12 protein-coding genes are annotated in these 15,211 nt (G+C 42.7%); all 12 read left to right on the forward strand.

Annotated elements, in window-relative coordinates; all coding sequences use genetic code 11:
- Nucleotides 1-2 precede the first annotated feature (2 nt).
- Complete coding sequence (yfmF, locus tag FD05_RS08145; RefSeq protein ID WP_020280438.1) at nucleotides 3-1,268, forward strand: EF-P 5-aminopentanol modification-associated protein YfmF; 1,266 nt, start codon at nucleotides 3-5, stop codon at nucleotides 1,266-1,268.
- A gap of 2 nt (nucleotides 1,269-1,270) precedes the next feature.
- The gene (gene yfmH / locus FD05_RS08150) at nucleotides 1,271-2,569 is read left to right on the forward strand and encodes an EF-P 5-aminopentanol modification-associated protein YfmH (RefSeq protein ID WP_020280437.1); all 1,299 of its coding nucleotides are present in this window, start codon (nucleotides 1,271-1,273) and stop codon (nucleotides 2,567-2,569) included.
- 88 nt (nucleotides 2,570-2,657) lie between these two features.
- Nucleotides 2,658-3,731, forward strand: a complete 1,074-nt coding sequence (locus FD05_RS08155; RefSeq protein ID WP_020280436.1) for a helix-turn-helix domain-containing protein — start codon at nucleotides 2,658-2,660, stop codon at nucleotides 3,729-3,731.
- A gap of 17 nt (nucleotides 3,732-3,748) precedes the next feature.
- Nucleotides 3,749-4,330, forward strand: a complete 582-nt coding sequence (pgsA, locus tag FD05_RS08160) for a CDP-diacylglycerol--glycerol-3-phosphate 3-phosphatidyltransferase (protein ID WP_020280435.1) — start codon at nucleotides 3,749-3,751, stop codon at nucleotides 4,328-4,330.
- 116 nt (nucleotides 4,331-4,446) lie between these two features.
- Nucleotides 4,447-4,920 (forward strand): CinA family protein, encoded by a 474-nt coding sequence (locus tag FD05_RS08165; protein ID WP_020280434.1) that lies wholly within the window; start codon nucleotides 4,447-4,449, stop codon nucleotides 4,918-4,920.
- Nucleotides 4,921-5,021: 101 nt separating this feature from the next.
- Complete coding sequence (gene recA / locus FD05_RS08170; RefSeq protein ID WP_020280433.1) at nucleotides 5,022-6,164, forward strand: recombinase RecA; 1,143 nt, start codon at nucleotides 5,022-5,024, stop codon at nucleotides 6,162-6,164.
- A 280-nt stretch (nucleotides 6,165-6,444) separates the two neighbouring features.
- Nucleotides 6,445-8,025 (forward strand): ribonuclease Y, encoded by a 1,581-nt coding sequence (gene rny / locus FD05_RS08175; protein WP_020280432.1) that lies wholly within the window; start codon nucleotides 6,445-6,447, stop codon nucleotides 8,023-8,025.
- Between the two features lie 81 nt (nucleotides 8,026-8,106).
- Entirely contained in the window at nucleotides 8,107-8,901 is a 795-nt protein-coding gene (locus FD05_RS08180) for a TIGR00282 family metallophosphoesterase (RefSeq protein ID WP_020280431.1), read from the forward strand.
- Between the two features lie 65 nt (nucleotides 8,902-8,966).
- A complete protein-coding gene (mutS, locus tag FD05_RS08185; RefSeq protein ID WP_020280430.1) occupies nucleotides 8,967-11,555 on the forward strand; it encodes a DNA mismatch repair protein MutS in 2,589 nt (862 codons plus the stop codon).
- 1 nt (nucleotide 11,556) lies between these two features.
- Nucleotides 11,557-13,488 (forward strand): DNA mismatch repair endonuclease MutL, encoded by a 1,932-nt coding sequence (mutL, locus tag FD05_RS08190; protein ID WP_039932490.1) that lies wholly within the window; start codon nucleotides 11,557-11,559, stop codon nucleotides 13,486-13,488.
- A gap of 74 nt (nucleotides 13,489-13,562) precedes the next feature.
- A complete protein-coding gene (gene ruvA / locus FD05_RS08195) occupies nucleotides 13,563-14,162 on the forward strand; it encodes a Holliday junction branch migration protein RuvA (RefSeq protein ID WP_020280428.1) in 600 nt (199 codons plus the stop codon).
- 18 nt (nucleotides 14,163-14,180) lie between these two features.
- Entirely contained in the window at nucleotides 14,181-15,209 is a 1,029-nt protein-coding gene (gene ruvB, locus FD05_RS08200; RefSeq protein WP_020280427.1) for a Holliday junction branch migration DNA helicase RuvB, read from the forward strand.
- Nucleotides 15,210-15,211 lie beyond the last annotated feature (2 nt).

Consider the following 15,211-nt stretch of genomic DNA (forward strand, 5'->3'; position numbering starts at 1 on the left):
CAGTGAAATACGAGATTGCAAAAGGGATTCGCTTGACGACGATCCCGACAACCAAATTTAAGAATACTAAAATAGTAATCAACTTTACTTTTCCGGCTCAACATCAGAATTATGCCAAGCTGGCGCTGCTAGCTGAACTACTTGAAAATTGTTCAGCTCAATATAACAGTGAGCTGCTGGTTTCCCGCCAACTCTCCAAGATGTATGGGGCAAGCTTTGGCGTCACCGTTTTGCGGTATGGAAATCAACATACACTTCAAGTTTCGATTACTTTTCCGAATGACAAATATTTGCCTCCCAAAAGTGAATTAACCAACGAGGTCTTAGCGTTTCTGAAGGAAATGATTGAGGATCCATTTGTTGATGGTGATCAATTTGATCAAGAATATTTCCGCATTCATCAAAGTAATATGGTTAATTATCTGGATTCTATTCAGGACAACAAAGAATTTTTCTCGACCCTTGAATTACAACGTTTGTACTACCCAAATGATCCAGACCATGGGGACTTTTTAATGGGAAACCAGCAGGAGATGGGGCAGATTTCATCTCCAGAATTGTATACCTTCTATCGACACGTCTTGGCGACTGCTAAAATTTCGATTTTAGTTGGTGGTGATTTGCCTGAAGCTGATGTTCTCAAAGGATTCAAACAATTCGAATCGTTTAATGATCGAACCCCAGCTGATTACCAGCTTCGGGTTCATCCGGCTCCCATCGCTGAGGTACAGCGCGGTGCTAAAAACATTGAAGGGTCTCAATCTGTCTTAAGCATTGCTTATGAACTGCCAATCTATTTTGGCGATGAAGATTACTTCCCCGCTGTGATTTTTAATCAATTATTTGGTGGTTCAAGTAGATCTTTGCTATTTACAAATGTCCGTGAAAAGCACAGTTTAGCCTATGACATTCACAGCAGTTACAATTCACTGGTGGGAATGGACTCAGTTCAGGCCGGAATCGATTTTCAGAATGAAGAGCAGGTGACGCAGATGGTTGCCGATCAATTGCAACAGATGGTTGATGGACATTATTCAGATGAATTGCTGGATGGTGTCAAGCATGCTTTGATTAACCAACATCGTTCCGAAGCCGACCACTTGGGCTCACTGATTGAAAAACAGTATATTCAACAAATCATGGGATTTAGTTTAAGTGACTCTGATTGGGAAACTCAAGTTGCCAATGTCACCCGTAGCCAAATTTCCGCAGTGGCCAAGCAGATGTCATTAAGGGCGATCTATCAGTTGAACAGTAGGGGGCATTAAAGATGGAATTAATTGACTATCCGAATTATGGTGAAAAGTTATACGTACAGACCCTTGCCAATGGTTTGACAGTTTATCTCCAGCCTAAAGCCGGCTTTAATAAAACGACCGCAGTCCTTGGGGTTAACTATGGTTCGGTTGACAGCGCATTTATGCTGAACGGCGAAAAAGTTGTTCAGCCTGCTGGAATTGCTCATTTTCTAGAACACAAAATGTTCGATAAAAAAGATTATGACGTTTTCGAACTGTTCAATAAAACCGGTGCCCGTTCGAATGCGTTCACCAGTTTTACCAAAACCAATTACCTATTTTCGACCGCAGAATCACTCAAAGAGAATTTGGATATTTTGTTAAACTTTGTCCAGATTCCATATTTCACCAAAGAAAAGGTTCAGCGAGAAAAAGGCATTATTGACCAGGAAATTAATATGTACAAAAACGACCCTGACAACCAGGGCTATTTTGAAACGATTGCCAGTCTTTACCCCAACTCAGTGTTGGCAAATGACATCGCCGGAGATGTCGCCTCAGTGGACAAAATTTCTCTTGACGACGTTGAATTGGCCTACCGGACCTTTTATCGTCCCGAGAACATGAGCTTGTTTATTACAGGCAAACTGGATCCTGATGAAACATTGGGGTGGATTGAGGCAAACCAGGCACATAAGGATGCGCCTGTTCCCGTTGAGGTCAAAAGACTAATGGTCTTACCACAGACCTCTTCTGAAACAATCAAACATGTTGAAATGGACGTTTCACGGCCCAAAGTAGCCTTAGGACTCCGGGGTAATGACCCAGTTCCTGTTGGTCGTGAAGGCTTGAAGTACGAAATCGCAATATCTATCATGTTTGACTTGTTTCTAAGTGAAAACGCCGTCGAGTATGATAAACTATATCATGATGAAATCATTGACGACTCGTTTTCATGGGAGTTTGAAAATGAACGGGGCTTTCACTTTGCAGTCATTAGTTGTGATACTGCAAAACCGTCAGAATTAATTCAGCGGCTTAAACAGATTATCGCAGAGATTCCTAACAAAATTAATGACCTGGCTGCAGAATTTCAATTGCAGAAGAATGAATTGTTCGGTAATTACATTGAGATGATGGATTCAGAAGAGGCAATTAGTGGCCAATTTGACGGGTTCTTAGGGGAACCTGTTACAATATATGATGAAGTCGAGATATTGAAATCGATGACTTTGACAGATGTGGCAACGATTGCGGACAGCTTTTTAGCACATGCAACTGTTCAATCAGTCATGATTCAAAATCGTCAACAATTTCCAATCGATTCATAATACTGACTTTATGAATTACTTAAAATAATTGCGGTTTACCTTATGATATACTTTATAGAGAATATAAAAAATTCAATGGAGAATGAGTATGAGCGACGAAAAAGATAATTTAACAATTGGACAAAAGCTGCATGACGCCCGAGTAGCAAAGGGCTATACATTAGATGATTTACAAAAGAACACTAAAATTCAAAAACGTTATTTGATTGCTATTGAAGATAATGACTTTGATGCGCTCCCCGGGGAATTTTATGTCCGGGCTTTTGTGAAGCAATATGCTGATTCGGTCGGCTTGGACGGCAGTGAGCTGTTGAGCCAGTTTGACACCAAATTGCCAGACACTGAAGATCCTGAGTATGTTGACAGGGTGAATAGTGATAATCCGGAAACTCGTTCGGCACAACGCAAAGTTGAAGAGCGTAATGATAAGCTGAAACGATATATTCCGATTATTTCAGTTTCTGTGGTTGTCTTAATCATTTTGATTGCCATTTGGGTTGCTGCAGCTAGAAGCACCCGAAACACTGCAAAGACTCAGATTGAGACCAGCAAAGTGTCTGTTTCTGGCGACAAATCAAGCAGTTCAAAGTCATCCAGCACTAAGAAAGCCAAATCACCTAAAAAGACTAAAGGGATTACTTTCAAGAAAGTGACTGCTTCAGGCAGTAATATTACTTATCAGGTAACCGGGACTTCTGGTAAGACACCATTGAAGATTGCAGCAACCGGAACTGGCAGCGCTTGGACATCTGTATCCGCTGATGGGACTTCGTTGTGGCAAGCTTCCTTGACGGGTGGCAATTCACACACAATTTCGCTTCCAAGTACAACCAGTACAGTTACCATCAATACTGGAAATGCGCAAGCAACCCAGATTACAGTCGGTGGTAAGAAATTAACTTTGGCAGCCCCACTTAACGGCGGCTCGACTCAGGTGCGTGTCGTAACCCTTCAGTTCGGCAAATCAAGTTCTTCGGCTTCTTCAAGCTCAAGTTCAACCACAACTGGTTCGTCAACAACCACATCATCTACAACCGGAACCACTGGGACATCCTCAACCACAGGAACTACTGGCACAACTGGTACGACAGGGACGACTAATGACACAACTGGCAGTACTGGTACGGATAACAGTAATACCGGCACCACCAATGGTTACTAGTCAGCTGGAGGTTGAACATGAATTTACCTAATAAATTAACGATGTTTCGAATTATCCTAATCCCGTTTTTCATTCTGATTCTGGCTGTGCCGATTTTTCATGGCGATGTCGTTTGGGCTGGGACGTCGATTAGCATGACCAGGCTAATTGCGACAGTGATATTTGTGGTGGCATCTCTAACCGATTTTCTAGATGGGCAAATTGCTCGCAGAAATCATTTAGTGACCAACTTCGGCAAATTTGCTGATCCGCTGGCTGACAAAATGCTGGTGATGACAGCTTTCCTATTTTTAGTTGGATTAGGCGATGTTCCAGCTTGGGTTGCCGCAATTATTGTCTGTCGCGAGCTGGCCGTGACTGGATTACGATTAATCATTGTCGAAAACGAAGGCCAAGTTATCGCTGCGGCATGGCCTGGCAAAATCAAGACCACGACCCAAATGTTGGCGATTATCTTGTTGTTTTTGAATAATGTTTTGTTTGATGCAATCAACATTCCAATGGGAATGATTTTGCTATACACCTGCTTATTCTTTACAATCTACTCAGGTGCGGACTACTTTATCAAAAATCGTTCAGTATTTTCAGATTCATTTTAAGTACAGCTGCCGGAAGGTTCATGAAAATGAGTCTTCCGGTATTTCTGTCTGAGCAAAGAAAAAAAGAAACTATTATGTGTATTTACCGTAGTTAAAACATAGAGGGAGCAGTCAAGATGACACTAGAAGAAACATTAGTAAATGAACTTTTATCCCGACACATTACGATCACTGCTGCAGAGAGCTTGACAGCAGGTGAATTTCAAAGCACTCTCGGTAATGTGCCTGGAGTTTCAGAAGTTTTTGAGGGGGGATTTGTCACATACTCAAATCAGGTGAAGGAACAACTGCTGCATATTCCACATGAAGTGATTGAAGAAAACGGCGTTGTCAGCGAACAGACAGCGATTTGGATGGCCAATCAAGCCAGAAGTATTATGGATAAGGACCTGGGAGTGTCATTTACGGGCGTTGCCGGGCCAGACACCCTTGAAGGGGATCCAGCCGGAACCGTGTGGATTGGCATTGCTTATGGGACGCAGCACACATACGCCAAGAAATTCCAATTCAAAGGCGAACGCAACGACATCAGAGCTGCGTCGGTTCAGGCCGGATTGCAGATGGCTTTGGATATGATTCATAAAAACTAGAAATAAGTCGAACTTTTGTTCGCATTTTGATTGCTTTTTTGGAAAATCATTAGTATAGTTAATTAGTAAACTTTTCCGTTTAGGATAGTGGGAGGAATTTAATGGCTGACCAAAGAAAAGTAGCTTTAGATAAAGCCTTAAAAAATATTGAAAAAGAATTTGGTAAGGGATCCATCATGAGAATGGGCGACAAAGCCGATACTCAAATTTCAACGATTCCATCAGGCTCACTGGCGTTAGATGATGCATTAGGAGTAGGTGGCTACCCACGAGGCAGAATCGTGGAAGTGTATGGTCCTGAAAGTTCAGGTAAGACGACCGTTGCTTTACATGCAGTTGCCGAAGTTCAAAAGCGTGGCGGTACAGCTGCCTACATCGATGCTGAAAACGCATTGGATCCCGTTTATGCAACCCATCTTGGTGTTAATATTGATGATTTGCTATTGTCGCAACCTGATACAGGTGAACAGGGGCTGCAAATTACCGACGCACTGGTTACCAGTGGTGCAATTGACATTGTGGTCATTGACTCAGTTGCCGCATTAGTTCCCCGTGCCGAAATTGAAGGCGAAATGGGAGATGCCCACGTGGGTCTTCAGGCTCGTTTGATGTCACAAGCACTGCGGAAATTATCGGGTACAATTAGCAAAACCAAAACGATTGCGATCTTTATCAACCAGATTCGTGAAAAAGTTGGTGTGATGTTTGGTAACCCAGAAACCACTCCTGGTGGTCGGGCACTGAAGTTCTATGCCACAATTCGATTAGAGATTCGTCGGGCCGAACAGATTAAGGACGGGACGAATATCATTGGTAACCGAGTTCGAATCAAAGTTGTTAAGAATAAGGTTGCACCGCCATTCAAGCGTGCTGAAGTTGATATCATGTACGGTAAGGGAATTTCTCAATCCGGTGAATTGGTTGATATGGCCGTAGATAAGGACATTATCGATAAATCTGGTTCATGGTATTCATATGGTGAGGAACGAATTGGCCAAGGCCGTGAAAATGCCAAGACTTATCTGGAAGAGCACAAGGATATGTATGATGAAATCATGAAGAAAGTTCGTGATGCATATGATATTCCAGACGATACCGAACCAGATAAATCAGATACCAGCAAAAAGAGCAGCGACAAGAAAGCAGACAAAAAAACCGATAAAAAGGATTCTAAGAAGGAATCTGCCTCTGGTTCTGCCAAAGAAACCAAGGTTGACAGCATTGATCTTGATATCGGAAAATAATTTGGTTGTACCAAATGTAAATAGATTTTCTAAATGGGCATTCAATCGAATGCTCATTTTTTGTAGGTTGAACACCGGACTATCGGCATTTGTGAAACATTCTGAAACAAATTTGTTTCCAGAAAAAATCTTGTTATATACAAATGCAATTCTGCGGCACGCAAAGATGATTGACACTAGTGTTAACAAACATTAAAATAAGAATTGTGTCAATAATCAAATAACATCTATTAACTGGTTTACAAATAATCATTTTTTGATGATTTGGAGGTGAAAAGCCATGACCATGGCTGGGATAATCCTCGCAATCATCGCTATAATTGTTGTTGGTTTTGTTGGTATTTTAAGCTTTGTAATCGGCAAGTCTGCACAAAAGAAGATCCACGAGAAAGATCTTGACTCCGCTAATGGGTCTGCCAAGAATATTTTGGCAGAAGCTAAGAAAAAGGCTGAAACTGTCGTGAAAGAAGCGACCTTATCAGCTCAGGAGAAGAATCATCGTTATCGCTCATCAGTTGAAAAAGAACTGAAGACTCGACGTGCGGAGATTCAAAAGCAAGAGGATCGTTTGTTGCAGCGTGAAGAGGCTCTTGACCGTAAAGACAGTGCTTTCGAACGTAGAGAAAGCTCACTGAACAGAAAAGAGCAGAAGATTAATCGTGAACAACAGAATTTAGTTACACAACAAGAAGAAGCAAACTCACTTATCGCAAAACGCCAAGCTGAAGTTGAGAAAGTTGCCGCTTTAACTCAAGAAGAAGCTCGGGACCTGATTTTAAAAGAAACTAGCGAGAAATTAGCTGACGAAAAGGCACGGATGGTAAAAGAAAGTTACTATCAAGCCCAGACTGAAGCCGATGAAAATGCTAAGAATCTGATAATTGAAGCAATTCAACAAAGCTCAGCGGACGTTGTCTCAGAGACAACCGTTTCCGTTGTCAGTCTTCCGAATGAAGATATGAAAGGTCGAATTATTGGTCGTGAAGGCCGAAATATTCGAACCTTTGAAACTTTGACTGGAATTGACTTAATCATTGATGATACGCCACAAGCAGTTGTACTGAGCGGCTTTGATCCAATTCGGAGAGAAGTTGCCAAAATGACACTTGAAAAGTTAATCAAAGATGGCCGAATCCATCCGGCACGGATTGAAGAAATGGTCGAAAAGAGCCGTAAAGAGCTTGACGAACGGATCCAAGAAATTGGTGAAGAGACCTTGTTCGATCTTGGTATTCATTCCATGAGTCCAGATATGATCAAATTAGTTGGGCAACTTAACTTTAAGATTGATCATGGACAGAATTTGTTGAGTCACTCGATTGAGGTTGCCAAGTTGGCAGGTGCTTTTGCAGCAGAATTAGGTGAGGATGTTACTTTAGCTAAACGCGCAGGATTATTACACGATATCGGTAAAGCTGCGAATAATGGTGTTGAGGGATCGCATGTACAAGTTGGTGTTGATTATGCCAAGAAGTATCATGAGAGTCCTGTTGTTATCGATGCTATTAAGGGGTATGAAGAAGGTCACAGTCCAGAAACGATTATTTCTGAATTGGTTGCTGTTGCTGAAAAGATTGCGATTTCGCGTCCTGGTGCACACAGTGAATCACTTGAAAGCTTTGTTCATCGCCTTGATAGTCTTGAGAAGATCACTGACAGCTTTAACGAAGTACAAAAGAGTTACGCAATTCAAGCCGGTCGAGAGATCCGAGTAATTGCAAAGCCCGAAGATATAACGGATACGCAAGCGATTGTGCTTGCCCGTCAGATCAAACAAAAGATTGAAACTGAAATGAAGTACCCTGGTCACATTAAAGTAACGGTTATTAGGGAAGTTCGTTCAGTCGAATACGCAAGATAAAAGATCAGAGTCTCTGGTCTTTTTTCTTTTATAAATGTTAGAATTATTTTATATAAATTAGAAAGTATCGAGGAAAAATAAATGCGAATTCTTTTTATCGGCGATGTCGTTGGCGACAAAGGCGTTTCAATGATTGGTGATTACCTACCAAAGCTCAAACAGGAGATCAAACCCCAGGTAACCATTGTAAATGGTGAAAATGCGACGGCAATGGGTCGTGGAATTACTTTGAGTATCTATAAGCAATTGATGAGTGATGGGGTTGACGTGGTCACCCTTGGTAATCATGCTTGGAGTAATAATGAAATTTTAGACTTCATCGACGATACGAAGCGCCTCATTCGACCATACAATTTTCCGCGACGGACGACTCCTGGTAAGGGATACACCATGGTAAATGTCAATGGCAAACAGCTGGCAGTCATGAATTTTCAAGGCCGAGTTTTCATGGACAACCTTGATGATCCGTTTGCATTGGCAGATGAACTGGTTGACAAAATCAGCAAAACCACCAATTGTATTTTCATGGATTTCCATGCCGAAGCGACGAGTGAAAAATTGGCTATGGCCCGATATTTGGATGGTCGGATTTCTGCAGTTGTCGGTACCCATACCCATGTGCAAACCAACGACGCCCGCATTCTTGAAGGGAAGACCGCATTCTTAACCGATGCCGGCATGACGGGACCTGCAGATGGCATGCTGGGAATGCAGCCGGAGAGCGTGATCCAACGTTTCTTGAATCAGCGTCCTGCCAGGTTCAAAGTGATGGAAACCGGCCGTGGAATCATTTCAGGCTGCTTCATTGATATTGATGATAAAACAGGTCATGCCACCCATATTGAAACGGTATCGATGACTGACGATCAAATTTAAAAATATTTTGTGCAATGCATGATATGCTGAAGCAAAATTCAGTTGGAATTTAAGGGGACTTTCAGTTGGCAAAAAAAGAATTAACTCCAATGATGGTACAGTATCAAAAAATCAAGGATCAGTATCCTGATGCGTTTTTGTTCTACCGTCTCGGCGACTTTTACGAGATGTTCAACGAAGATGCCATCAAGGGGTCACAATTATTGGAATTAACCTTAACAAATCGCAGTCGGAATGCGGATAATCCGGTTCCAATGTGTGGGGTGCCCCACAAAGCGGTTCAAAACTATATTGACATCTTAGTTGACCAGGGATATAAGGTCGCTATTTGTGAGCAGATGGAAGATCCACGATTGGCTAAAGGAATGGTCAAACGAGAAGTGATTCAGCTGGTCACCCCCGGAACTCAAGTGGATGTCGGCAGTGAAAATGCCAAGACGAACAATTATTTAACTGCCGTGGTCTATGATAGCGACAATCAGGAATTCGCATTTTCGTATGCTGATTTATCAACTGGTGAACTTAAAGTTGCCAAATTAACCACTCAAGCGGAATTTGTTAATGAGCTGGTTTCTTTGCAGACCAAAGAAATTGTTGTTGCCAAAGATCTGCCACAGAGCATTCAAGAAACCGTTAAGAAGTTAGGGATTCTGATTTCGAATCAATCAGATTTACCGGTCAACTCTTCGGTCAGTTATTTGAGTCAAGATGTTGATGATGAATTGATGAAGCGGGTTTTGAAACTTCTATTGGATTATATTCAGGAGACTCAAAAGCGTAGCCTTCAGCATTTAAAGCGGGCGGTGGTGTACGAGCCGTCGGACTTCTTGGAACTTGACCATAATTCTCAATATAATTTGGAATTGATCAGAAACATCCGAACTGGTAAAAAGGCCGGGACTTTGTTGTGGCTATTGGACCAAACCAAAACTGCAATGGGTGGCCGGAAACTTAAACAATGGATTGAACGCCCCTTAGTTAATCGCAATATGATCAATAAACGTCATGATGCGGTGGGGGTTTTACTGGAACATTATTTTGAACGCAACCAGCTGCAGGACGAGTTAATCAAAGTCTATGATTTGGAGCGTCTAGCCGGTCGAATTGCTTTTGGCAGTGTTAATGGGCGTGATTTGATCCAATTAAAGACCTCCTTAAAACAGGTTCCCAAGATCAAATACATTTTGGAACAGATTGCAGATAAAAGTTTTGAAGAAATGCTCAAAAACCTGGTCCCCCTCGATGATATTGTGGATGAAATTGATTCCGCAATTGTCGAGGAACCGCCAATTTCAGTCACTGATGGTGGCGTGATCAAGGACGGCCACGATGAGCAATTAGATAGGTATCGTGATGCCACCAATAACGGTCAAAAATGGTTGGCTGAATTAGAGGTCAAGGAAAGAAAAGTGACCGGGATCAATAATCTGAAGGTGGGCTTTAACCACGTCTTTGGTTATTACATCGAAGTCACTAAAGTCAATTTGGATAAGATCCCTGCAAACCGTTATCAACGCAAGCAGACTTTGGCCAATGCAGAACGGTTCTCGACGCCTGAATTGAAGGAAAAGGAAGCTCTGATTCTGGAAGCCCAGGAACAAAGTAAGACGTTGGAATATAAGCTATTTGTTAAAATTCGTGATGATATTAAGAAATCGATCAAGCGAATTCAAGACTTGGCCGATTCTGTGGCATCCATTGATGTTTTGCAGAGTTTTGCAGCTGTCAGTGAAGAATACCGATTTGTGCGACCAACGCTGACCACCAAACACGTTGTTGATGTTAAGGATGGGCGACATCCGGTTGTTGAAAAAGTTTTGGGACACCAACAATACGTTCCTAACGATGTTAATTTGGGTGAAGATACCAGTATCTTGCTGATCACGGGTCCCAACATGTCCGGTAAAAGTACCTACATGCGCCAGATGGCCTTGTGTGTCATCATGAATCAGATGGGTTGTTTTGTCCCCGCTAAAGAAGCTAAGCTGCCGGTGTTTGACAAAATATTCACTCGAATTGGCGCTGCCGACGATTTAATTTCCGGCCAGAGTACTTTCATGGTTGAAATGAAGGAAGCCAACGATGCCATTGAGAATGCAACGCCAAACAGTCTGATCTTATTTGATGAAATTGGTCGTGGAACTGCCACTTACGATGGAATGGCTTTAGCCCAGGCAATTATTGAGTATGTTCATAATAATATCGGTGCCAAGACACTCTTTTCCACCCATTATCACGAACTGACTGTCTTGGATGAGTCTCTCAAACGCCTGCAGAACGTTCATGTTGGGGCGACTGAGTCTAACGGTGAACTGGTCTTCTTGCATAAGATCCAACCGGGACCCGCAGATAAGTCATACGGGATCCATGTTGCAAAGCTGGCTGGTCTACCTGATGGCCTTTTACACCGTGCTAACGACATTTTGACCCACTTGGAACAACAGGCTGAGGAACAGCATCAAAAGCCTTCTACGCCCAAAGAAGTGGTTCCACAGGAAGCTGAGCAGCAGACCTCGCTATTTCCGCTTGAGCAAATTGATGATAAACAAGCCGAAGTTGTGTCACAATTAAAGAAATTAGATTTGATGTCCGAGACACCAATGCAAATTATGAATCAAGTATACAAATGGCAGCAGAAGATAAATGGAGATTAAGGTGATTGATTTGAACGAAATTCATAAGCTACCAACAATCCTTTCTAACCAAATTGCTGCCGGTGAAGTTGTTGAACGGCCGGCATCGGTGGTCAAAGAATTAGTTGAAAATTCAATAGATGCACAGAGTTCTGAAATTGACGTCACTGTAGAGAATTCTGGCCTGAAATTGATTCGGGTGGTGGATGACGGTAACGGGATTGACGCTTCCCAAGTTCAGACTGCTTTCTTGCGTCACGCCACCAGTAAGATTTCTGAGCAGCGGGATTTATTTCGCGTTCGGACGTTGGGATTTCGTGGCGAAGCACTTCCTAGTATCAGTTCAGTTGCCAATGTGCGGATGAAAACTTCAACTGGCGCCATCGGCACTGAAGTTGAATATAAAGGTGGCAAACTGGTTGGCCAAAAGGCATCCGAATCACGGAAGGGAACCACCGTTGAAGTGGCTTCGCTCTTCTATAACACACCAGCCCGATTGAAATATTTGAGTTCACCAAATACGGAATTAGCTAAAATATCCGATATTGTTAACCGGCTTGCTTTAAGCCATCCTGAAATTGCCTTTTCATTTATCAGTAATGGCCGTGAACTGTTGAGGACTTCAGGCCGGGGTGATTTGCTGCAAGTTCTGGGAGCCATCTATGGTGTTAAAACCGTCTCTAAAATGCAGCCAATCAAAGGTAAAGACCTGGATATCAAGGTTAGCGGCTATGTGAGCTTGCCTGAATTGACCCGATCCAGCCGCAATTATATTTCGCTGATTTTGAATGGTCGGTTCATCCGCAATTTCCCATTAACCAAGGCTGTCATTGCTGGTTACGGTTCCAAGCTCATGATTGGCCGTTTTCCAATTGCGGTGATTAAAATTGATGCTGATCCAGCTTTGATTGATGTGAATGTGCATCCAACCAAACAGGAAGTCCGAATTAGTGACGAACCAATGATTGGCAAACTGATTTCCGACGCAATCTATGATATGCTGCGCGAAAAGCAGCTGATTCCAGATGCGACTCGAGATTTCAAGAAGCCTTTCACGGCAACGCCCAAACAATTTAATGTCTCGACTGCCGATCAAGTGGCGACTAATCCACCGCTGTTTGCCGTGGATACGCAATCCATGTCTTCTATTTCACAGCCGGAAGTGACGCCGGTGGTGGTTAAATCAAGGGATGACCTTGACAGTGAACAAGTCAATCAATTCGATGAACTGCTTAAAAATGAGCCGAGTTCGGTTCCGGTATTCGAAAGTGAAGTCACGTCAATCGATGAACCTGAGCCAAACAGCACCAAGCCGGAACAATCTGAATTGGTTGTTGAAACCGGCTTTCCTCATTTGAATTACATTGGTCAGGTGCATGGCACTTATTTAGTTGCCGAGACCGCTGACAATATGTATCTGGTGGATCAACATGCTGCCCAAGAACGGATTAACTATGAATTTTATCGCAAACAGATTGGTGAAGTATCTGATGACCAACAAAAATTGTTGGTACCAATCGTCCTTGACTATTCCACTTCCGACTTCCTGTTGATTAGTGACCACATGGATTTATTGAACCAACTTGGCATTCACTTGGAACAATTTGGTCAAAATAGTTTTATTGTCCGTGAGCACCCGATGTGGTTTAAGGCTGGTCAAGAAGAAGATACGATCAAAGAAATGATTGATTGGATCTTATCCGATCATAAAATCTCAGTGGCCGCTTTTCGTGAGAAGGCCGCGATTATGATGAGCTGTAAGCGGGCGATCAAGGCCAACCATCATTTGGATGAACTGCAGGCTAAAGCATTGCTCAAACGTCTGCCCGAATGTGAAAACCCATATAATTGCCCACACGGTCGACCAGTTTTGGTGAAATTTACCAATGCCGACATTGAAAAAATGTTCAAACGAATTCAAGATCCTCATCACACAGACGAAGAAATCATTTAGATTGTTGCCCAGCACCAAGTGAGATATGGTACAATTTAAAGGCAAACATACGTTTTAGTGAAGAGGAGAAGCTGATGTTCGAATTTTTAGAAGGGTCGGTTGTAGACATTACACCGACTCACATTGTGTTGTTGGTGGGTGGCGTTGGTTATTTAATTAATACAGCTGATCCCTATCGATTTAAGGTTGATGAAACCAAAGTTGTCAGAGTTTACATTTATCAATCGGTGAGCGATACCGCAATTTTGCTATTTGGTTTTCCGACAATTGAAGACAAACAAATTTTTGAAAAATTAATTTCGGTTTCCGGGATTGGTCCGAAGAGCGCTTTGGCAATTTTAGCCGGTAATGATCGGGATGGCCTAATCTCGGCAATTAATAATGAGGATGTCAAATTTCTCACGAAGTTTCCCGGCGTTGGCAAGAAAACGGCTCGCCAGATTATTTTGGATATGCAGGGCAAGTTGGATGATATCTCATCGAATACCCCTGGATTACCCAAAGACAATCCTCGGATGGAGAAGTCGCCAGAGCTTGCCGATGCCTTGTCTGCTCTGGCCGCACTGGGTTATGGTGCCAAACAAATTGACGGCATTGAACCGGACCTTACGAAAAAGACCGGTTTATCGACTGATGAATATTTAAGTTTAGGATTAAAGTTACTAATGCACTAGGAATGAGGAGATGATCCATTGGCCAATGAAAAAGATGATCGACTAGTTTCTCCAGAGAATGTGGATGCCGATGAGAACAGCATTGAAAAATCGCTTCGTCCCCAAGTTTTGCGTGAATACATTGGACAAGATGACGTTAAAAACGAATTAAAGGTCTATATTAAGGCAGCTAAGCAGCGGGAGGAATCATTAGACCATGTACTGCTTTATGGGCCTCCTGGCCTTGGTAAGACCACTTTAGCGATGGTGATTGCCAACGAGATGGGCGTCAATATCAGAACCACCAGTGGTCCCGCAATTGATAAACCAGGTGATTTGCTGTCACTTCTAAATGAGCTTCAACCTGGCGATGTCTTGTTTATTGATGAAATTCATCGACTTCCCAAAGTGGTAGAAGAAATGCTGTATTCTGCTATGGAAGATTTCTTTGTGGATATTATTGTTGGACAGGGATCCGGTGCCCATCCGATCCATTTTCCATTGCCGCCATTCACATTGATTGGGGCAACAACTCAAGCAGGGATGCTGTCGGCACCGCTGAGAGATCGGTTTGGCATCGTTGAACACATGAACTACTACAAGACTTCCGATTTGGAGGACATTGTTCGTCGAACTGCAGACATTTTTCAAATTGATATTCAAGAATCAGGCGCCCATGAAATTGCGCTTAGATCCCGCGGAACGCCGCGAGTTGCCAACCGATTATTAAAACGGGTTCGTGATTTCGCACAGGTTTCAGACAAGGATAGTGTTGATTTGGACATTGTCAGATACGCGCTGTCACGGTTAAAAGTTGATGATTTGGGCTTGGATGCGACCGACATTAAGTTGTTAAAGACCATGATCAAGTATTATGATGGCGGCCCGGTTGGTTTAAATACATTAGCAGCCAATATCGGCGAAGAAACTGACACAATTGCCGAAATGTATGAGCCATACTTATTGCAAATTGGTTTGATTAAGCGGACTGCCCGAGGTCGAATTGTCACGCCAAAAGGATATGCGCATTTGAGCTATCCGATGCCACCGAAGGACGAAAGGAATTAGCA

It is taken from the genome of Lentilactobacillus otakiensis DSM 19908 = JCM 15040, assembly GCF_001434145.1.
Lineage (GTDB): Bacteria > Bacillota > Bacilli > Lactobacillales > Lactobacillaceae > Lentilactobacillus > Lentilactobacillus otakiensis.